Consider the following 20,553-nt stretch of genomic DNA (forward strand, 5'->3'; position numbering starts at 1 on the left):
GGAGCACCGCGAGCTATTTATAAGCTACTGCGAAGCGGATGAAATTCTTGGCGCTTCAATCGGCCACACCGCCAACCTTGTAAGACAGAAAAAACTTCATCCCCTACACCAGCATGATACCGGCTACGTTTCTACAGTTCGCCTTCTGCGCCGACATGATATTAACGAAATAAAATAATCCCCTCCTCCGCAAAAACCAGAGCTATTCTGCCACTGGAAATCCCCATAAAAAAACGAGCAAAATCAATTTCATAAATAAGTGCGAAAAATGTTTATAAATTCGCGAAACAGTGAAAAAAGAATTTCGCCCCGGTGAAAAAACAGCTCTACAAGCCTTGAGTTTCGGCACCAGCGTTTCGTAGGCCAATGACGATGAGTGCCGCATCAGATAGCCACCTCTTCAGGGAGGTGGTGCTAGGGAGAGCTTGCTGCTTTGAAGCAGCAATTTCAAAGGGACGAAAACAAGAAACCCACAGCAACCGCGCCAACGGCTGCTGTGGGTCTTGACCGTACTGATGAACAGAAGCCCAAAAGTACGGGCCGTGACTGAGGTGTATCCAGATCACGAAGCATTGTGGAAATGCGCGACGTGATTATAGACCACCTTCGGACGGTATCAACGGAAAGCCAATCAGACTTTTGATGTGTCCTCTGGTTTTGTGAGATGCGGTGTAGTCTGTTGGGGTTACTTACATCCTCTACGTTGGGCATACCAAAATGCTTGTAGAGGCTATGTAAATGACTTTCCTACCCGACTACCAATCACCAATATCGCAGGTGGCCCAGCATGACTGACCACTTCGAACCTATTCTCTTCATTCGCCATCACCGCCATTTACATACCCTCTGGTTAGAATCACAAGCTTGGTTTTGTGCTCGTGATTTAGGCCGTTTGCTTGGCAGACACCTCGATGAACGAGCAGTACGCAAACTCGATCCGGATCAGAAACGAACGCTCTGGCTTCAGCGTTATGGCGAACTTCACAGGTCACTGATGATTAGTGAGTCTGGTGCTTATGCCCTGCTCGTACACCATTACTTCCCTGAGAATCGCAGTCTGCGACAATGGCTGACCCATGAAGTGGTGGCGGTGCTGCGGGACGTGCATCACCCCTTCAATGTGATATTGCCAAACCTGAGCTTGCTGCAATGGCCGGGGTTGTCGCTTAGCCTACTGCATTGGCATAACGAACCCTGGGTCCGACTGCGTGACCTGCCACAGGTCATGTCTGATCCAGAACTCAGGGTATGCGATAGCCCTCCAAAGCGAGAGCGTTCTTGGTGGCAGATAGCAACTCAATTCATCCAGGCGAGCTAATATCTGCATTCGATAAAGTGTGAGGCTGGCAACCTACAAAAGCCACCTCACACTGCCTGTTTACTTCATGCTAATTCGTCTAAAACCCACCGACCACGGAACATACTTTTTACTTGCTCGACGCTCAGAAGCATATCTGGCTTCCTGTGAACAACCGCGTGGCAATTAGCGCAAAGCGTGATCAGATCAGTTTCTGGATCTACTTGCTTATCCCCTTCATACTCAGAAATGGGCTTCACATGGTGTACATGGATAAAACCTTTCGCATGCTCGCCATAGGCCTTCTCGAAGTCAAAACCACAAGCTTTACAGCAGACCCCATGGATCTCTATTGCTTGAAGCCGAAGTTTTGGACAACGCTCATACTTCACGCCGAAATACGTGATCTTTTTTCCTTCAGTGCCGATGATTCTTGTTTCGAACTCCTGCATGTCATCCGTTGGGCTAGTGTCATCGATTTGGATCGGTTTCGGTACAGCTCGAGTAAGAATGCTTTCAAATACGCCTTGGTCAATTGACCGAACGCCGTTACGCCAGTAATTGTCCTTTAGCCTTGGAGGAATGGACTCGAGATACTCTCCGTCGATTTTGTTCGGCACTGCGGTTTCGAAAGGTGTGAAGCCCTGAATAACTGCGAACAAGTCGCCTTTTGAGCTTTTTGCGTCAGCGTACACTTTGCCGATACGTGCCACACCGAAGTAGTGGGGATCGGCACTCAGACGCAGATCAGCAAAAGCTTTGTTCCTCATTTTGCCCTTGTAATACAGCACAGCGGTACCTTCAGAGAGAATCGCTCTGTACTGCTTCGGAAAATGGTAGAGCGCTCCCGTTTGATCCGCCCATTTCGATTCATCGTTTTCAGCAATGACAGCCGGCATCCGTTCGCCCTCTAAGAAGAGGGCAAAGCCTACCAAATGACAGGACCTTTCCTACACAGCTAAAAAAATTTACGTTGCCACATGCCGGGGCGACCTGCAGTTCCTACTACAAACTAATAATCTGACAGCGCCGAGACGCAGCGCGTCAGACCTCTGAAGGAGCCTGGGCCTGACTAACAAGTCCTTAATCACCCCTTATTCTGACGCCGATACTCTTCAACCATTTCTTTGTCGACATCCTCCTTAAAGCACAACGGCGCATACCCACCACCTCGGTTGTATGCACTGCGCTTGCCGCATCGACTGCCATTGCGCGCCGCGTTGTAGGGGCAGGGGCAATTTCCTGGGTAGGAAGAAATGGATTCTTCGATCAACCGTTGCGCAACCGCTGCGTCGGTCAACCGCGCTTCTTTCGCGACGGCATCTATGCAACAGACTAGTGCTAGGGTTGCGAGCAAGCTGATAGCAGTTTTCTTCATGACTGGTCCTTAGCATCTACAACGGACAATCCGAGTAGGCTTTACCATCATGATATCAATAAGCCATCATTTTTTTAAATACGCGAAAAGTATCGTGAGAAATGCAATCTCAGGGGGGGGGATCATTACTCCCCCGAAAAATACACTCCGACTTCCCCCTGAAGTTCGCCTCCAATCAACAACCAGAGCAATACCCGACTCTTGCGCGGACAGAGAAACCCAGCCATCACAGCCCCCCTACCCTGCAAATCCATCTCCCCACCAACAAATCCATACGAGTGCTGCGTCGTAGTCCCCGAGCCAGTACGCGAAGCAATCACCACCGGCAATTCTTCTGCAATTCGCCCAATACGCTCGGCCCATTCTGCATCCACATGCCCGACACCAAACCCAGCGATCACCAGCCCTTCATAACCCAGGCTCACGATCTGCTCGAGCAGCCGAGTATCTGCCCCCAGCACAGCCTCCAGCAGTGCCACCCGGTGATGCGTCTTGCCTGGGTATGGCAATGTCACACGCTCAGCTGGCGCCCCACCCAGATACCGAACCCGCCCTTCCACCATCACCCCAACCGGACCAAATAGCGGCGACGTAAAAGCATCCAGCGCAAGCGCATCAGATTTCCGAACCCAAGCCGCCGCATGAACCTGGTCGTTCATCACAACCTGCACCCCACGCTGGCGACTGTTCTTATCCAACGCTACCTTAATCGCAGCCATCAAGTTGGCCGGCCCGTCGGCGCCAATCTGTGAAGCCGAGCGCATGGCGCCCGTCATGACCAGCGGCACTTCCAGATCCCAGAGCAAGTCCAGAAAGTAAGCGCTTTCCTCAAGCGTGTCGGTGCCTTGGGTCAGAACCACGCCAGTGGCACCCTGCTCGACCTGCGCCTTTGCCCAGCGCAATACAGTCAACAGTTGTTCGAAATCCAGCGAGGCACTGGGCAACAGGCAAAGCGTTTCCACGTTGATCAACGCAAGCTCAGCCAGTTCCGGCAGTGAGGCGAGCATCGCCTCCCCGGTTAACGCAGGCGTTACACCTTCGCCTGCACTTTTCGCTTGCATGCTGACGGTGCCCCCGAGGGCACCGATGGACAGTTTGGGCTGGGTCATATGGGTGTCCTGTCTGTCGTCGAATGGGTAGGCATTCAGGCGCCCCCCACGAACAAGCCAATAATGGGAAGGATGAACACGGTACTGATGGCCATGGAGATCACATTGCCGACGTAGCCATGCACCCAGGCAGGCAAGCGGCGGCTAATGGCGGCGGCCAGTGGCGGTGCGATCAGGGCGCCGAGGGTGGCGCTCAGGGCGATGACGGTGAAGCTGCCACCGAGTGTCAGCACGGCGGCTGGGGCGACGGAGACGATCGGGATGTAGGTGGGGTACCAGCCGAATTTGATCCATTGGCGGCGCCAGACGATCACACCAATGGCCGAGGCCAATGCCTGGGCAGCGATCATTTCCAGCAACCAGCCTGAGCCGTAGGCCGGGCTGGCTGGGTTGAGCGCGTATGCGAGCAATGCGCCCAGCAGCAGGCCGAGGCTGGCCAGTTCATTGCCGAAAAAAGGCGCTTCGGAGAAGTCCGCCAGGATTCGCCGCAGTGTCCAGACGATGCCATAATTCGTTAGGGCTTTCGATGTAGGTTCGGCGCTCGTCTGTAGTGCGTCTTTCGATGCCTCGTGGACGCTTGGCGTCGTTACCAGGGCGGGTATCCACCGGCACAGGATAAACGCCAGGACACTGGCGATCGCCATGCCGGAAACATTGCCGATCACCACCGGCAGGCCCAAGGGTTTGCACAACCAATTGACGATCAGCAGGCACCATGGAGTAACCAATACCGCCCCCATGATCGCCCCGTTGATCGCGACCCGCCAACCCCGCCCGTACAGCAGCACCATGGCGGCCGGCAAGGACACGAAGGCGACGAATGTCGGTTGCCAGTCCCCTGCGGCAATGGTCCAGCCCCAGAGCAGGTTGCTAAGTGCCAGCCCCAGTAAGGAGCTGGTGATCAACCAAGGCCATAGTCCAGTGCCGTAGCAAATGGCGAACCCTTGCCAGGCCTTGCCGGTACGGTTCGCCCAGTAGGCAAGGCCGGCACCCGCCAGCAGGCCGATGGAGGCGAACTCGTGTTTGTAGAAGGCGACCTCGCTGATGTCACCCAACACCCAACGCCACCAGGCGAAGGGGTGATGGAGGTTTTCCATCATGTCCGCATAGCTTGGCCATACGGCATTTGGCGAGGAGGCGCTGGTGAAGGAGGTTATGCCGAGGATGCTGATGGCGGCGATCAATAGAACGATCACCATTAATACATTGGGCGACTCGTAATATGACGGGCGCGATGGTGGGTTTATCGAGTTATCCATGACTCACCTCCTTAGCGCGGCAGCGGCGAGTGCATGGAATAACCGAGCATCGGGTCGTAGAGGTCGGTGCGGCGGTCTCTGGGCAAATCGTTGAGGCTGTTCCAGATGGGGGCGGTGCGCGCCGAGGTCAGGTCGACGTCGGCGTAGAGGACGGTTTGTTCCTCGGCCGAGGCCACTTCACTGATAGGCCAGCCGTTGGTGCCGGCGATCAGCGAACAGCCCAGGAAGCGCTCGCCTCGGTCGGTGCCGATTCGGTTGGCGGCGGCGATGAAGACGTTGTTGACGTGGGCGGCGGTGATGGTGAGATAGGACGCCATGCACTTGCCCGTCGCGTCGAACAACGGCGGTGGGGTCCACACCCAGTTGTTCAGGCTGCAGATGATGTCGGCGCCTTGCATCGCGAGCAGGCGGGGCGTTTCAGGAAACCAGATATCCCAGCAGATGAGCAGGCCGATGCGGCCTATGGGAGTCTCGAAGACCGGCAAACCCAGATCACCGGGCGAGAACCAGAGCTTCTCCTGGTTCCAGAGATGGGTTTTGCGATAGCGCCCGATGAAGCCCTCCGGCCCTACCAGTACCGCCGTATCGTAGATTTTCATGCCATCGCGTTCGGCCAGGCCGGCGGCCAGATACACCTGATGTTTGCGGGCGAATTCCAGCCAGGCCTCCACGCTCGGGCCGTTGGGAACGAACTCGGCGTGGTCGAAAGCTTCTTTACGGGTTTTGAAGGCATAGCCGGTGTTGGCCAGTTCAGGCAGGACGATGAGGTTGGCGCCGTTTTCGGCAGCTTCCCTGGCCAAGTGCAAGCTATGGCAGAGGTTGTGTTCGCAGTTTTCCAGACCGCACTGGGGGTCAAACTGCACAACTGCAATACGAACGGGGCTGATGACGTCGGATGGTTGGGGCATGAATGGGGTACCTTGTTATTGTTATGAGCAACTCAAATGAGTGACATCCATATAACAAGGCATTCGAAAGAGTTGGCAAGACGGCGCTTTCTGAGTGAAGCGTGGGCACTTTCTGAGGATGCAAATGAGGCAGAAGCGATATGTGCGCTGTAGCCGCTGCCGCCAGGCTGCGCTGGAGTCCCGCAGGGGCTCCCCCCGGCGGTCTTGAGATCTTACGCCCGCTAACGCGCGCGAGCGTCGCAGCGGCGCACCGAGCCTTCGGCAGCGGCTACAAGAGCCGCCATTTACCCCAAAGATAGCGCTTGCCCGGGAAGGGGCAAGACGGTATCTACAACAGTTGGCCAGTACCTGTTTAAGGTTTCAACTTATATTCCGGGTAAACCTCCATTGAAAAACCTCCATTGAACTGCGCACCGGTTTTATCGCAAATATTTATCACCGCATCTAGGGCGCTTCTCAGAGAGGGTTCTGTCCATCCTGCATCCACCGAGAAGGATTCGCCCGTAAAATATAGACCAGACCGGCTGCCGTAATCTCGGTTGTACTTCATCAGGCTCACCGCCTCGTAGTAGGTTCCAGCTCGGTAAAGCTTTGCGCAACCCAGTGCATTTTTGTCGGTAATCCATCTTTGCACTACCGTGTGTTCCATATCAATGTAGGGAGAGATTGGCATCTGAATATTGGTGCATCGCATCAGAATTCGATCAAGCTCCCTCACACACTTGACGACCAGTTCCCGATCCGTAAACGCTGCAAGCTTGGTGGCATCGTCCTCCCATGTATAGCTAAGCAATATGCAGTCATAGGCATAATTATCGCTATAGCGATAGGCGTATACATCATGCACAAAGCTATCCGTCACCATGATCTGAGGAATCGTTTTGTTTTTCGACAGAAAGCTTTTCTTGAGAGGTGCATATATCTTGCAGCTGGTTTCCCAGTGCGCTGTCTTGTAGGCATTGATTATCGTGTAGGGCAGCATTTCAGCAGTGAAATTTTCCAACTGGATCTTGGTTTCGATAATCCATGAGGGAAGCGTCACGATCACCGAGTCGAAATCTTCGCTTAAGGCTTGTGTCGTCCGTGGGTCGCTCATATGCCAATCGAAATGGACCCGCGTTTTCTGGTTGTCCAGCTTGGTGATTTTCGTGACCGGCGAATCGGTGATCAGCCCCGCCCCTCTCTCACGGCAATGCTCATAAAAGGATTTGCCGACGCCATCGATATCCAGAAACAGCAGGCACTCATCGAGGGCCGCAAGCCCCAAATAGGCAGGCTTCTGAAACTTCACGCCATTGCTATCGTAAACCGCATCGGCTGTCAGGTAAGGAGCATCCAACGGGGCGCCCTGGACGTCGACGCGGCCATGCACCAATTGCAGATGACTACTGAAACCGAAAATTGCTGTTCGTAACGGGTACAAGCTGCAGACATCGTAAAATGCGCCCCAGCTGCCGTCACCGATGCCGATGGAGTAGAAAATGGCGGACTCTTCGGGCGACATACCCAAGCCACCGAAGTTTCCAGGGGCTTGCTCGGACCATTCGGTGACAGGGGCGAGGCTGACCAAGTCGCGAAATGAAAGCCCTTGGTAGTTTTCAACGATGGCGGCCCACATGGCTTCCCACTCGCTGCCCCCGTAGGCGGCCGCCACATGCTCGGTCATTCGTTTGGCAAAGCTGTGCCATTTACCATAGACACGCTGGAGCACTTCGGTTGGGGGTGGCGAATCACCGGTGCTGTTGTTCCAGATCAGCATTCTCGGTTCGCCATGACCTTCGAGATTTCCTTCCTGAAGGTAAATGCCTGTAGACGAGACCCACTGAGTGCCCGGATTTGGGAAGTCTGAAATTTTCAGGTCAAATAGTTGGGCATAATAAGCCATCAACGACCTGCCCTCTTTTGGGTCCTCTCCGGTTCTGTTGAAGAAGGGCATGCGCATGGCACCCATTTCGAATGGAGTTGAGGCAACATTGTTTTGTCGATTGGCGACCACGGTGAGATGCCTGCCGCCTACCCTCCTCGACTGTTCGATAAGCGTAATCTCAGTAAAACCACAACGCAGTAATTCCCGTGCGGCAGTCAAGCCAGTAACACCGGCGCCGACGATGCAGATTTTATGGTTTTTTTGAGTGGCGCTCGCAAGGCCGGATGGGAGTTCCAATAACTTGCGATAGTCAAAACACAAATCCGGCGGATTTGGGAACCTCCCAGCCCAGTTTGAAACTGGTTGAACCAACAAATTCGTTGAAAATTCTGCTGGGTAGTTATATGACGTTCCGATAGTCATATTTGACACTCCTTGTCACTAGAAAAGGCTAACCATTACCGATTTAGCTTCAGCGCACAAAAACGCGGTACTGCCTCGTTGTGAGCTGCAATCTTTCTAGATGTCCGGTGTGCTCATTGCAAAGCCTGAATTGATGCTCGTCGTTTCAAGTGTTATCAGGCAACTTACTTGGCAAGCCATTTCGGCGAACGCTTTTAGAATGAAAAGTGTTCTTCTGCTGCAGGACTTTTCTTATCGGACCACGGCTACAGAATTTATTGCAATGGTCTCGGGTGCTCAGAGGTCCTTTGGGCCTCAGCGGCGCACCGAGCCTACGGTAGCGGCTCCATGAGTTTGTTGAAAAATTGAACCCGGCGAGACAGCGCCGACTCGCCGGCTTCCTAAACCCCCTGCTTAAAATGCTCAGTGCGCTTTCGCAACACCACGCAAGACCGTGGCACTTGCATGCTCGTTGCGGGCGCTTGCGATATTGCCCAGGGAAACCACGCCCACGAGGCGCTTCGCACGGCTTAATACGGGCAGGCGACGCATTTGAACATCAGCCATGTTTTGCGCGACATCCTCGACCTCTTCATCCTCATAGCAATAGCGGACATCGTTACTCATGACCTTGCGAATCGGCGTGGCACCATCCAGCCCGTTGGCGACGGCTCTTATGGCTATATCGCGGTCGGTGACCATGCCCACCAACCGATCCTGATCGTTGACCAGGATTGCTCCACTATCGATCTGCGCCATCAGGTTTGCAGCTTCCTGAATGGTTTGGTCGGGCCTGGCCGTCTTGACGTCGCGGGTCATTACTTCAGCGATTTTCATAAAATCTCTCCTTTACGCAGGTGAAAGGACAGGCAGTGCGGTGTGCCTATTTATTGCGACCTGACGCAGAGGAGCATGGTTCAAGGTTCTGACCGGACGGCTGTCGCCATCGCTGTGCAAATATCCGATCACCGGGGCCTTGGGGGCTTGGCCGTCAGCTATCAGCTTCATCATAAAACCACGGGATTGCTCAGCACCTCTCACAAAGTCCCCCATTTCTTGGCTGAATTGGGCGAGTTCTTCTTTGATCACCAGATTATTCGCTTGATAGCTGTAGGCCGCTTCGTCTGCAGTAATTTTCAGAACAGTGCAGTCTCCCGAAAAGTGCGTTCTAGAGCCTTCAGTGAGAAAATCAGAACATCGCTGTAGGTTGTCTGAGACTCGAAAAACCAGCCTTTCGTTGCCTCGACAGCCCCAAACAGGCTCCGTATTGTCCGCCGCTTCCAGCACTGTTTCGAAGCGAGGCCACGACATGAGCAACTCCCCTCCCAGTACAACCACAGACGCTGTTGAAAGCGGATTCGCAGCAGTCGCTCAATTGATCACGCAAGCTCGTCAGCGGGCGGTACAGACGGTCAATACGCAACTGATCGAGCTCTACTGGCAGGTAGGTGCCTACATCAGCCTCAAGATTGAGCGGGCTGAATGGGGTGAAGGGGTTGTTGATCAGCTCGCCGACTACCTGGCACACACCCAACCGGGTTTACGCGGTTTTACCCGTCGCAATCTGTTTCGCATGCGACAGTTCTATGAGGCTTATCGAGGTGAGGAAAAAGTGTCAGCGCTGCTGACACAATTGCCCTGGACCCAAACCCTGATCATCCTCAGCCAGAGTAAACGGGCTGAAGAGCGTGAGTTCTACCTGCGGATGGCAATTCAGGAAAAGTGGTCAAGCCGAGAGCTTGAGCGCCAGTTCAAATCGGCGCTGTTCGAACGCACCGTTACCCAACCGGCAAAAGTCTCGGCAGTGCTGAGACAATCTCAACCATCTGCCCTAAGTATCTTCAAAGACGCCTACATGGTCGAATTCCTCGACCTCCCTAGCGGCCACGTTGAGGCCGATCTGCACCGGGGCTTGGTGCTTCGGCTGAAGGACTTTTTGAGCGAATTGGGCCGTGACTTCTGCTTTGTCGGTTCGGAGTATCCGTTGCAGGTTGGTGGGCGGGATTTCGCGCTGGATCTGTTGTTTTTCCATCGCAGCCTCAATTGCCTGGTCGCGATCGAGCTGAAAGTCGGGCGCTTCGAGCCCGAATATCTGGGCAAACTGGGCTTTTACCTTGAAGCCCTGGACCGTGATGAGCGAAAACCCCATGAGAACCCGGCGATTGGCGTGCTGTTGTGTGCCAGCAAGGAGGATGAAGTGGTCGAGTACGCGTTGAATCGCTCACTGTCGCCGGCGCTGATTGCCGAGTATCAGACCCGGTTGCCGGACAAGCAGTTGCTGCAGGCGAAGCTGCATGAATTTTATGCGATGAATGTGGTAGAGGGGTGCTAGCGCGACGCTTAATAACGTTGCCGCATCAATGCACTCCGTTGCTCCCTGAACTTGGCGACACCCGCATCGGTAACCCCGCAGAATTTCTGCAGCCACCGGGCCAGCATTTCCTCTTCCGGGTAGAAGTACTCTCCCTTGTGGACTTGGCTGGAGCGCAGCATCTTGTTCATGTCAGCGTCGAAACTGGCAACCGCATACTCATCGGGCGGCAAACAGTCCGATTCATGGACGATATCCTTGAATACCCAGAGCGCTTCGTTGATATGACTCTGGGCACTGCGCTCGCCACGCTTGAACATGACGAACTGGCTGGTAAACGCCATGAACTGCTCACCCGCGGTGGGCATTTCGACCCAGTCGAGCACGCCATTGCGCATGGCAAGCTTGAACATTCCTTCCATCCAGCGCTGGCAAAAATCGTTCAGGAAGGCTTCGACATTGGCCTTCTTCATATCGCTGAAGAACATCATGTATCGGGTGTCGAGGTGGATGGCGACCAACACGTGCTTTCGCCGTATAACGGCGGCGTGGAGCAGCCACTGGTCTGCCTGCGCTGCATCGATGCCATCCCGGACCATCGCAGCGGCGTCGTCCTCTATCCGGGCAAAGGGCGGGTTTTGCACGGGGGTGACTTTCTTACCCTTGTGCACGCGAGTGAAGAAGTCGGTGGCGGCTTGGGTGCAGTTGAAGATGAGCATTGAGGGACCTTGATCCAAGGTTCAGGCAGTTAATACAACGATTCAACCTACGCTTTCTTCCACCCACGATATCTCATACTGTTGCCTCGCAATGCCTTTGACACTTGTCAGCTGCTGGCGGACGGTATCACCCAGCTTGTGCCATTCTTTCAGTGCCCGTGCATCGAATTCAAGGCTATAGATCATTCACCGCAACCTTCACGCGCTGGGGGGCTGACAGACGCTCACGCACGGTGGCGATCAAGGCCTCATCGTCCTCGGTCATCAATACCGGACGAAACGGCAACTGGCCGCGCTCAGCCACATACTGCAAAGCTTGGCGCATAAGTTCTGAAGGGGTAACGCCGAGCCGTTCCAGCTCACGATAAGCACGGGCTTTAAGCTCGTCGTCGATACGGATATTGATGGAAGCCATGACTGAAGTCTCGCTGTAAAAACAAGCCAAAGTCTCAGCAGTGCTGAGACTTTCTCGCAAACCGGCTCAGTGCAAGCAGCACTGCTTGAACTTCTTCCCACTACCACACGGGCAAGGGTCATTGCGTCCTACCCGCTCGTCGCGTGTGCGGACGGTCTGTGGCGTGCGTTGCACCAGGTAGTAGGCGTGCAGTGCCAACACCGCAGGCTCGATGGCGTCGATCGATGCCTGAAGGTCTTCGGCACTCAGCTCTTCTACCTGCGCGAAGTTCTCTTGCACACCGTGCAGGGCAATGGCCTCCAATTGGGCGGCCTGCTCTGCCGGCAAGCCTTGCCAACCGCCACCCAGTGCCACGCCGCGCATGTAGCCGATGCACCACTCGTCAACGATCATTTCGCCATTGCCGCTTTCGCGGTTTTCCAGGAACACCGCTTCGAAGGTTTCGGGCGATTCCATCAGCTCCGCGGCGAGGGAGTTGAGGTGACGCATGAGTAGTTTGTAGAACCTGTCAGCCTGGGCAGGGTTGCTCCACTTGGGCTCTTTATCTTTACCGCCCCAGATTGCCGGCATCCATTGGCTTGGCATGACCATGACCGGGCCGGAGACGATGGCGGTGAAGAAGCCGTCCAGTTCAGAGGCGTTCTGGATGGCATCGTCGTTGCCGTGCTTCATCAGCACGTCGTCCACCTTCTGCAATTCTTCGTTATCCAGGGGTTCGAAATCTGAAACTTGCATGTCGGTGGGCCTGTGTATGAAAAGTGGGGGGATTTTACGCAGTCAGCGCATGGCGCGGTATTGAAAAGAGAGATTGAACTGGCGGGTTTTATCGGGGGCCACGACGCAGAGCATCTGCCGATGCGTGCCCACGCGGAGAGCGTGGGGCACGAGGAGGGACCCGTGTCAGCGCATGCAGCACTGCTTGTACTTCTTGCCGCTGCCGCATGGGCATGGGTCGTTGCGGCCTACCTTGGGTTCGGCCCGTACGGGCTCGTGGTTGGCTGCTTTTGAGTCCGGACGCAGTTGGGCCCAGTATTGATGAAGGCCTACAGCGGCTACCTTGAGCACTTCGATGAAGGCTTCTTCGGTACTGATCGCTTGCTCCGGGTCGTCAGTTCCACTTCCGATCACGTCCATGCCCAAGGTGTGCATGGTGATCAGGTTAAGCAAACCCTTCTCATGTTCAGGCATGTCGCCCCAGCCGCCTGCAACACTGACCCCGCGTTGATAGCCCAGGCACCAGTCTTCCACATCGAGGCCATCCCGGTCTTCGGCTTCGTTGAAGATTGGCGAGAAGTCATCCGGGTAATCCACCAGCATCATCGCGACCTGGTTCATGTGTTGGATCAGCAGGTCGAAGAAACGCTGGTAGACCTGCTCGCTTTTCCACTTCGGCAAGAACTCGGCGCCACCCCAGAATGCGGCGTACCAGTCGTTGAAATGGATGTCGTCGATGTAGGAGACGATAGCGGTGAAGTAGCCGTCCATTTCCGAGATGGTGCGAACGGCGGTTTCGCCGGCGTGCAGGTCCAGTTGGTCCTGGATGAAGTTGTACTGGGCGAGGGTCAGCGGTTGGTTGCTGATGGTGTAGGCCATGGGGTGGTACTCGGTTGGTTGGATACTGCACACAGCTGGGAAGAATATCAGAAGGACGTAGAGGCTCTGGCGCTCTTGAGATCCTGCGCCCGCTTTGCGGTCGAGCGCAAAGCGGGCGCAGCAATTTATGCCACCCCACAAAAATGCAGACAACAAAAAAGGGCGACCCTCTCGGATCGCCCTTTTCTACACCGCCCAGCAGAGCGGATTTTGTTTGGTAGGCGCGATTGGACTCGAACCAACGACCCCCACCATGTCAAGGTGGTGCTCTAACCAACTGAGCTACGTGCCTGCTGTGGGCGGCATTCTACGGAATTTAATAGGGGTGTCAACTTCGGGATCAACCCCGATGTTTCGGGCTGGCACGGTCTTTAAGATAGCCGACCAGTTCCCACGCCGATTCCGGCACATTCTGGTCGTCGTAGGTCACCGCAATTTCCCCACCGTCGTCGATGATGATCTCGTATTGCTGCATGTCCCGCGCCGTTTCGCACAGGTGCGTACCTGAAGCGCTGATGCCGCTTTCGCGAACCATGCGTTTGACTGTTTGCGCTTCATCCTGCGCCAGGGCATCGGTGTCCAGCTTGCACACTTTGACGATGCCGACGAATCCTCCCGTTTCCTGGAACTGGATTTTCATGGGGTGACCTCGCTGTAGTGATACCTACACGTTGATCCCGACCTTCTTCCACGCCGCCTTGACCGCTTTTTTAGCGGGGGCCCCGTAGCGGGCGCCGGCGACCTGGACGCTGATTTCGGCGCAGTGTTGAAACTGGCTGTTGGCATTCAGTTGTAGCATGGTTTCGTACCAAATCCGACCGGCCACGTCCCAGGCGTTTGCGCCCAATGCCTTGGCCACCAGCACGAAGGCCCGGTTCGGAATCCCGGAGTTGTAATGTACGCCGCCGTTGTCGCCGGAACCGCTGACGTATTTCGACATATGGTCCGGCTGCGGGTCGTCGCCAAGGTAAGGATCGTCCGCAAAGGCAGTCCCGGGGAATTCCATGTCGCGGATGCCTCGCCGGGTCGGGGCGGGTACCAGTACGTCGGCGCCAATCAGCCAGCTGGCGGTGCTGGCCGGTTCGTTGTTGTGCCACTGGCGCACCAGAATGCCGAATACATCGGCGAAGTGCTCGTTCAACGCACCGGATTGGCCGTAGTAATTGAGGTTGCTGGTAAAGGACTGCACGCCGTGGGTCAGTTCGTGGCCGATGACCTCCAGTGAGCGCGTGAAGCGCTGCGACCAAATCCCTGCACCGTCGCCGTAGGCCATCTGAGTGCCATTCCAGAAGGCATTGTCCATGGGGACGTAGGTTCGGGTGCGGTAATCGAACCGCTTCACGTGCACGGTCGAGATCAGGGTCATGCCGTTGTCGTCCAGGGAGTTGCGCTGGAACAACTTGTCATAGAAGGCGTAGGTTATTCCGGCACCGTCGTAGGCTTCGTCCACGGCGGGGTCACCCGACTCGGATTGCCCCTCGGCACGGGCCAGGTCACCAGGCAGCTGGCCGCTGGTGTTGGCGGTATAGACGAGGCGATGCAGGGTTCGCTTGGGCGACATCACGGCCATCAGGCCGGGCATGGCCTGGGCGCTCTCGCGGGTGGCGCGAAAGCTCGAGCCGGCCTTGAGGTTGGCGATGGCCTGGGAGCGAACCTGCGGGTCGTCGGACAGGGCGAGGCGCTCGATGATGTAGGGCGGCACGATGCAATGCAGCGGATTGCGTGAACACATGGTCGACCCTCCCTGGAGTGGGCTTTGCTCAAAGCTTAGCCGCTCGAGGGTTCAGCGGTTGGCGCAGCGTTCTACCGGTATCTGACCTACGCTGATGCAATTTACGACTTTCGGACGCGAACATGGCAGTGACAACCCCGATCCTGGTGGCGCATATCCTCTTGGGCGGCATCGGCCTGGTGCTCGGGCCGCTGGCCATGCAAGCGCGCAAACGCCCCGGCCTGCATACCTTTGCCGGGGAGTGGTATCACTGGGTCATGCTCGGAGTTTGCGTAACGGCCGGCGCGCTGGCGTTGTTGAGCTGGGAGCGCATCGGCTGGCTGCTGGGGGTAGCCGTGGGTTCCTACGCGCTGGCCTTGATGGGCTATGTCGCGGCCAAGGTGCGTTGGAAGGGGTGGTTGAAGTTCCATCTGGCCGGCCAGGGGGGCTCGTACATCGCCCTGTGCACGGCGCTGCTGGTAATCAATTGGGCAACCTTGACCGGAGTCAGCGGCTTGGCCGCCCCGTGGCCTTGGCTGCTGCCCACCCTGATCGGCTCACCGCTGATCGCCTGGGTGAGCCGCGAGGTGGCGCTGGGGCGCAGACCGAAACGCTAGCAAGAAGGTTTGATATTGCCTGCACCGGCCCAATCGCTGGCAAGCCAGCTCCTACAGGCTATGCCATTCGTTGCGCAGTCCCAAATAGGCTCACCCGCTCAAGCTTTCCTTCGCTTTCCTGCAAACGAACCGGCGCCGTACCACCCGGCATCCGCACCTGTACCGTGCCCGCCTTCACCAGACCGGTCAACCAGGCAGCACAGGCCACGGCGCTGGCACTGGTGCCCGAAGACTCTGTCGGCCCTTCCCCGCGCTCGAACACCCTGGCAGCGATCAAACCTTCGCGTTCAAGCGCAGCCCACTGCAGGTTCACGCCGGCGGGGCATGGGTCGCCCTCCCCCAGCCCGCTATCACTGGCGAAGGCAATCCGGGTCAAACTGTCATGCAACGGCTTGGCACGAAGCTGGTTCATATCGGGCAATTCATTGGGGTCAGCCAGCAGACTGACGCAATGCGGATTGCCGATGCGCACGAACACGCTGCGGTCCCAGCGCGGGTCAAGTTGGGCCAGGCGTTGTACCTGGCTGGTTGGACGCGTTTCAGTCACCCGCCCAGCCTGAGCGCCAACGGCCCCGGGGCCGAAGGTAGGTGTGCCGAGGTCGAGCCAGAAGCCCAGGGTGCCGTTGAGTACAGCGGGTTCCAGGTAAGTTGCAACCGGTGATGGCGAGTCGGTCTTGTCATGATGGACGCGTAGCGCAAAGGCTTCATTCGGGTCAGTCAGACCTTGATCGGTGAGGGCCTGGGCGAAGATGGTCAACCCATTGCCGCTGCGCTCGGCGAGGCTGCCGTCGGTGTTGACGATCAATAGGTCGAAGGGGGCTTTGTCCTGGAAGAGGCCGACCAGCAGGCCATCGCTGCGGTGAGCTTTGGCGCCTTGCGGTCTGCTGCCTTCGGGCCAGTCGCAGCAGGCTGCGATGGCCGGCGGGGCCCATTGCCTACGGGTGAGTGCTGCCTGAGCGGCAGTCTCGGGCAGAGCAATGCCTAGTTCGCGCAGGTGGTGTGGCGAGACCACTGCGTAGATATTGCCGCGTGCGTCGTAGAGGGTGGTCATTGAGTGCTCGCTGTGGCTGCGACGCAGAGCGCCTGGATCGGCATTCTCACGCAGAGCGTGTCGTTCAACCAGGGAGAAGCGCGAGTAAACCGTCCTGCAACAGTCCAAAAGGTTACATAGGCCCGGCAACGGCCACACTGTTCGGTTGTTCCACAGCCAACCACCACTTCTGCCCCGCATGGGGCTGGCGCACATTCACCGTCTCGCCCATTTGCGGGGTGCTGATGGCAATGCCCTGCGCCGTCGCCAGAGCGACGATCCGGTCGAAGGGCTCGTGCCAGCTATGGGTCGACAAGTTGAAGGTACCGTTGTGAATCGGCAGCAACCAGCGCCCGCGCAAGTCGAGGTGGGCTTGCAGGCTTTGCTCGGGTTGCATGTGCACGTTGGGCCAGTTGATGTTATAGGCACCGGTTTCCATCAGTGTCACGTCGAACGGACCGTACTGCTCGCCGATCTGTTTGAAACCGTCGAAATAGCCGCTGTCACCACTGAAAAACACCCGCAGATCATTGTCGATAATGACCCAGGACGCCCATAGCGTGCTATTGCTGTCGAACAACCCGCGACCGGAAAAGTGCTGTGAAGGCGTGGCCACGAAGCGGCTGCCGTCGATCTCGGTGGTTTGCCACCAGTCCAGTTGGCGCACCTTGGCGGCAGGTACGCCCCAGCGGATCAAGGTGTCGCCCACGCCCAGCGGCGCCAGAAAATGTTCGGTCTTGGCCGCCAGTTTCACCACCGTCTGTTCGTCGAGGTGATCGTAATGGTCATGGGACAGGATCACGGCCGTCAGCGGCGGCAGCTCATCGATGCTCAGCGGCGGCTGGTGAAAACGCCGTGGGCCGACCCACTGCACGGGTGAGGCGCGCTCGGAGAACACCGGGTCGGTCAGGATGAAACGCTCACGCAGCTTGAGCAATACCGTGGAGTGCCCCAGACGCCAGAGGCTGTTGTCCGGTGCGGCCAGCAACTGCTCGCGCGTCAGCGCCTGCAAGGGGATAGGGCCTGCGGGGCGTGTGTCGGGCGGCCGGCTCAGGAACAGGAACTTGATGCCGATATGCAGCTTCTTCAGAAACCCGTGCTGAGGCAAGGCAGCCAGGTTGCGATAGCGCCCCTCGTGCCGTTGCGAAGATTGTGGCGCCGGGTCTGCATGCAAGGATGATTGAGCCATGAGTACTCCCAGAGTCAGGGTGGTTTTCATACAGCCCAGGAATGATTTGGTGGATAACTTAGAGAATACCCCTACACCTGATTAAGCAAAGTCATTAAGCGTGACAAAAAATGATGATATGCACCTCCCGCTTTCGCTGCAGGAGTTGCACGCTCATGCAGGATCGCGGGGCCATAGCGGTTTGTTCAAACCCTGGAATGGCCTGCAAGGCCACTCTTCATCGTCGAAATAATGATCACAATATTCATGCCATTTATGCGATAAAGAGCGCGATAAAGAGCGTGATAAGAGCGTGATAAACGGCAACTCCCTCACCACCCAATAACGATAGGGGGGGAGAGAACACGTGACTGGTACTCAGGATGACGGAAAACAGGATCGGCAAAGGGCTCTCGTTTGCCAAACGGATTTACCTGCCGCGCATTGTCGGGCTGGCTATCGGCCTGCTCAGTGTGCTGGCGGCCATCTACCCGCTGGATTTGCCAGGCTGGGTCTGGGCGCTGCTTTTTTTCAACGGTCTGGCCTGGCCGCACCTTGCCTATCGACTGTCCAGCCGCGCCCGGGAACCTTACCAGGCCGAACGCCGTAACCTGATCTATGACTCGCTGCTGGGCGGGTTCTGGGCGGCGACCATGCAGTTCAACCCACTGCCCACGGTGACCATTCTTTCGATGATGGCCATGAACAACGTTGCCGCCGGTGGCCATCGTCTGCTTGTTCAAGGTCTTCTCGCGCAAGGCACCGGTATGCTGGTTTCAATAACCTTGCTCGGCCCCGGCCTTGAATTGAACGCCACGCCGCTGCAGATCTATGCCTGTCTGCCAATGTTAACGCTGTACCCGCTCGCAGTGGGCTCGGTCTGCTACGGCCTGGCGATCAAACTCTCCGAACATAAGCGCACCCTCAGGGCCCTGAGCCTCACCGACAGCCTGACGGGCCTGCTCAACCATGGTTCGTGGAAGGACCTGCTGCACCTGAAGTTCCACAAATGCCGGCAGGAGCGCTGCGAAGCGGTGATCGCCGTCATCGATATCGACCATTTCAAGCAAATCAACGACAGCTATGGGCATATCGTCGGCGACTGCGTGCTGCGCCAGCTGAGTGCCGAGCTGAAAAGGAACCTGCGCGAGAACGACCTGGCCGGCCGTTATGGCGGTGACGAGTTCTGCGTGATCCTGCCCTACAGCACGCTGAGCCAGGCCATCGAGATCATGGAGCGCCTGCGCCAGTCGATCAGCAACTACCGCAATGAGCAACTGCCTGAGTTGCGGGTCAGCTTGAGCATCGGTCTGGCCTCCTGCCGCAATGAGTTTGCCGACCCCGCTGCCTGGCTCAACGAGGCCGACAAGGCGCTCTATGCCGCCAAGAACAGCGGTCGCGACAAAGTCAATTTCGCCCCGGCCGACCCGGTTCGCTTTGCCGTCGCCTACCCCGAATGATCCTGGGCCAGCCGCAAACCGCTGGTCGCTCGGGGTGAGCCGTAAAGTAATTCCCCGACCGACGCCCTCGGTTGCTCGCTAGACTTGAATGTCATGGGCGCACGTACGCCTGCTTGCAAGTGGACGAAACATGGGCAAAGACGTCAACGCCGACATAGCCACCATTAGACGAATCAATGCCGTCCCGGCCATTCTTCAGGTGATCTGCGAAACCACCGGTATGCGTTTTGCTGCCCTGGCGCGCGTCACCGAGAGTACCTGGACCGCCTGCGCGGTGCTCGACACGCTGGGGTTTGGCTTGAGCGCAGGCGGCGAGTTGGATATGGCGACTACCCTGTGCCATGAAATCCGCGCGACCCACGAAACCATCGTGATCGACCAGGCCAGCGTCGATGAGCAGTACTGCCAGCACAACACACCGCGTATCTATAACTTCGAGAGCTATATCTCGGTGCCGGTGTTTCGCGTCGATGGCAGTTTTTTCGGCACCATCTGCGCCCTTGACCCGCTGCCGGCCCAGCTCAAGAACAGTGCCATCCGCCCCATGATGGAGTCTTTCGCCCGACTGCTGTCGATTCAGATCCAAAGCGAAGAAAACTTCCAACTCACCGAAGCCGCCCTGCAAAAGGAACGGGAAATCGCCGAACTGCGCGAGCAATTCATCGCCGTGCTCGGCCATGACCTGCGCAACCCCCTGTTCGCCATTTCGGCCGGGGCCGAATTGCTCTTGCGCAAGGCTACCGATGAAAAGTCCCGGGCGATCATCCAGAACATCCTCACCAGTGGCCGCCGCGCCGCGCACCTGGTCGAAGACGTGCTCGACTTTGCCCGGGGCAGGCTCGGTGACGGCATCACCGTCAACGTACAGCCTTGCCCGGAACTGGCCACAGCGCTCCAGCATGGGGTAGCGGAACTCCAGCGCGTTCACCCGCAACGGGTGATTCACTTGCGCATTGGCGATCTTGGGGATCTTCGTTGCGACCGTGAACGCGTCACCCAACTGTTTTCCAACCTGCTGGCCAACGCCCTTCTCCATGGTGAACCCGACGGCCCGGTGGAGGTCAGTGCTGACATCCAGGAAAACGTCTTTGTCCTGGGCGTACACAATCAAGGCCCGCCGATCGCCCCAGAGATCCTGGCACAGTTGTTCCAGCCATTCTCGCGCCCGCCCGGCGGCAACCCGCAGCGCGGGCTGGGCCTGGGCCTGTATATCGCCAACCAGATCGCCCTGGCCCACGGCGGGCGCATGGAAGTCCTGTCCAGCGCCGAAGCCGGCACCTTGTTCAGCTTCAGGTTGCCATTGGCCTGA

General features: G+C 57.1%; 21 protein-coding genes, 1 tRNA gene and 1 pseudogene. 5 read left to right on the forward strand and 18 right to left on the reverse strand.

Annotated features, from left to right (window positions below):
* The first annotated feature begins 787 nt into the window (after positions 1-787).
* Complete coding sequence (locus NVV94_RS20575; RefSeq protein ID WP_258444205.1) at positions 788-1,318, forward strand: Bro-N domain-containing protein; 531 nt, start codon at positions 788-790, stop codon at positions 1,316-1,318.
* Positions 1,319-1,383: 65 nt separating this feature from the next.
* Here the strand turns inward: NVV94_RS20575 and NVV94_RS20580 are convergent, their stop codons facing one another.
* The 8 genes from NVV94_RS20580 to NVV94_RS20615 all read right to left on the reverse strand — a co-directional run bounded on the left by NVV94_RS20580 (position 1,384) and on the right by NVV94_RS20615 (position 9,531).
* The gene (locus NVV94_RS20580) at positions 1,384-2,196 is read right to left on the reverse strand and encodes an HNH endonuclease (RefSeq protein WP_258444206.1); all 813 of its coding nucleotides are present in this window, start codon (positions 2,194-2,196) and stop codon (positions 1,384-1,386) included.
* A 188-nt stretch (positions 2,197-2,384) separates the two neighbouring features.
* A complete protein-coding gene (locus NVV94_RS20585; protein ID WP_258444207.1) occupies positions 2,385-2,675 on the reverse strand; it encodes a hypothetical protein in 291 nt (96 codons plus the stop codon).
* A gap of 125 nt (positions 2,676-2,800) precedes the next feature.
* Positions 2,801-3,784 (reverse strand): asparaginase, encoded by a 984-nt coding sequence (locus NVV94_RS20590; protein WP_258444208.1) that lies wholly within the window; start codon positions 3,782-3,784, stop codon positions 2,801-2,803.
* Positions 3,785-3,819: 35 nt separating this feature from the next.
* Positions 3,820-5,043, reverse strand: a complete 1,224-nt coding sequence (locus tag NVV94_RS20595) for a hypothetical protein (RefSeq protein WP_408733425.1) — start codon at positions 5,041-5,043, stop codon at positions 3,820-3,822.
* Positions 5,044-5,054: 11 nt separating this feature from the next.
* Positions 5,055-5,951 carry a nitrilase family protein gene (locus tag NVV94_RS20600; RefSeq protein ID WP_258444209.1) on the reverse strand — a complete coding sequence of 299 codons (897 nt, stop codon included), beginning with the start codon at positions 5,949-5,951 and terminating at the stop codon, positions 5,055-5,057.
* Between the two features lie 352 nt (positions 5,952-6,303).
* Positions 6,304-8,241, reverse strand: coding sequence for an FAD-dependent oxidoreductase (locus tag NVV94_RS20605; RefSeq protein WP_258444210.1), 1,938 nt, complete (start codon positions 8,239-8,241; stop codon positions 6,304-6,306).
* Positions 8,242-8,643: 402 nt separating this feature from the next.
* The gene (locus NVV94_RS20610) at positions 8,644-9,057 is read right to left on the reverse strand and encodes a CBS domain-containing protein (RefSeq protein WP_258444211.1); all 414 of its coding nucleotides are present in this window, start codon (positions 9,055-9,057) and stop codon (positions 8,644-8,646) included.
* A 12-nt stretch (positions 9,058-9,069) separates the two neighbouring features.
* Positions 9,070-9,531, reverse strand: coding sequence for a hypothetical protein (locus tag NVV94_RS20615; protein ID WP_258447845.1), 462 nt, complete (start codon positions 9,529-9,531; stop codon positions 9,070-9,072).
* Between NVV94_RS20615 and NVV94_RS20620 the strand changes: the two genes are divergently transcribed.
* Positions 9,530-10,552: a YhcG family protein gene (locus tag NVV94_RS20620; RefSeq protein WP_258447765.1), complete on the forward strand. Its 1,023-nt coding sequence runs from the start codon at positions 9,530-9,532 to the stop codon at positions 10,550-10,552. The two genes, NVV94_RS20615 and NVV94_RS20620, sit on opposite strands and share 2 nt — an antisense overlap.
* A gap of 8 nt (positions 10,553-10,560) precedes the next feature.
* On the opposite strand, the gene NVV94_RS20625 is transcribed toward NVV94_RS20620, so the two are convergent.
* The 8 genes and pseudogenes from NVV94_RS20625 to NVV94_RS20660 form a co-directional block, all read right to left on the reverse strand.
* Entirely contained in the window at positions 10,561-11,250 is a 690-nt protein-coding gene (locus tag NVV94_RS20625; protein WP_258444212.1) for a DUF6933 domain-containing protein, read from the reverse strand.
* 108 nt (positions 11,251-11,358) lie between these two features.
* Positions 11,359-11,436: pseudogene (locus NVV94_RS20630) on the reverse strand (type II toxin-antitoxin system mRNA interferase toxin, RelE/StbE family); the annotation flags it as partial.
* Entirely contained in the window at positions 11,426-11,665 is a 240-nt protein-coding gene (locus NVV94_RS20635) for a type II toxin-antitoxin system RelB/DinJ family antitoxin (protein ID WP_258444213.1), read from the reverse strand. The pseudogene NVV94_RS20630 and the gene NVV94_RS20635, both read right to left, overlap by 11 nt.
* Before the next feature lie 66 nt (positions 11,666-11,731).
* A complete protein-coding gene (locus NVV94_RS20640) occupies positions 11,732-12,400 on the reverse strand; it encodes a YecA family protein (protein WP_258444214.1) in 669 nt (222 codons plus the stop codon).
* 165 nt (positions 12,401-12,565) lie between these two features.
* Positions 12,566-13,258, reverse strand: a complete 693-nt coding sequence (locus NVV94_RS20645; RefSeq protein ID WP_258444215.1) for a UPF0149 family protein — start codon at positions 13,256-13,258, stop codon at positions 12,566-12,568.
* Between the two features lie 215 nt (positions 13,259-13,473).
* Positions 13,474-13,550 (reverse strand) — tRNA-Val (locus tag NVV94_RS20650).
* A gap of 48 nt (positions 13,551-13,598) precedes the next feature.
* Entirely contained in the window at positions 13,599-13,898 is a 300-nt protein-coding gene (locus tag NVV94_RS20655) for a protealysin inhibitor emfourin (protein ID WP_258444216.1), read from the reverse strand.
* Positions 13,899-13,922: 24 nt separating this feature from the next.
* Complete coding sequence (locus NVV94_RS20660) at positions 13,923-14,990, reverse strand: M4 family metallopeptidase (RefSeq protein WP_258444217.1); 1,068 nt, start codon at positions 14,988-14,990, stop codon at positions 13,923-13,925.
* A 122-nt stretch (positions 14,991-15,112) separates the two neighbouring features.
* Here NVV94_RS20660 and NVV94_RS20665 point away from each other — a divergent pair, with 122 nt between their 5' ends.
* Positions 15,113-15,586, forward strand: coding sequence for a hypothetical protein (locus NVV94_RS20665; protein ID WP_258444218.1), 474 nt, complete (start codon positions 15,113-15,115; stop codon positions 15,584-15,586).
* Positions 15,587-15,644: 58 nt separating this feature from the next.
* Here the strand turns inward: NVV94_RS20665 and NVV94_RS20670 are convergent, their stop codons facing one another.
* On the reverse strand, positions 15,645-16,637 hold the full coding sequence (locus NVV94_RS20670; protein ID WP_258444219.1) for a diaminopimelate epimerase: 993 nt from the start codon (positions 16,635-16,637) through the stop codon (positions 15,645-15,647).
* A 112-nt stretch (positions 16,638-16,749) separates the two neighbouring features.
* Positions 16,750-17,835: an MBL fold metallo-hydrolase gene (locus NVV94_RS20675; RefSeq protein WP_408733426.1), complete on the reverse strand. Its 1,086-nt coding sequence runs from the start codon at positions 17,833-17,835 to the stop codon at positions 16,750-16,752.
* A 332-nt stretch (positions 17,836-18,167) separates the two neighbouring features.
* Between NVV94_RS20675 and NVV94_RS20680 the strand changes: the two genes are divergently transcribed.
* Together NVV94_RS20680 and NVV94_RS20685 are read left to right on the forward strand one after the other, a co-directional pair.
* Positions 18,168-19,244 (forward strand): diguanylate cyclase, encoded by a 1,077-nt coding sequence (locus NVV94_RS20680; protein WP_258444221.1) that lies wholly within the window; start codon positions 18,168-18,170, stop codon positions 19,242-19,244.
* Between the two features lie 130 nt (positions 19,245-19,374).
* Complete coding sequence (locus NVV94_RS20685) at positions 19,375-20,553, forward strand: ATP-binding protein (protein WP_258444222.1); 1,179 nt, start codon at positions 19,375-19,377, stop codon at positions 20,551-20,553.

Source organism: Pseudomonas sp. LS1212, assembly GCF_024741815.1.
Classification (GTDB): Bacteria; Pseudomonadota; Gammaproteobacteria; order Pseudomonadales; family Pseudomonadaceae; genus Aquipseudomonas.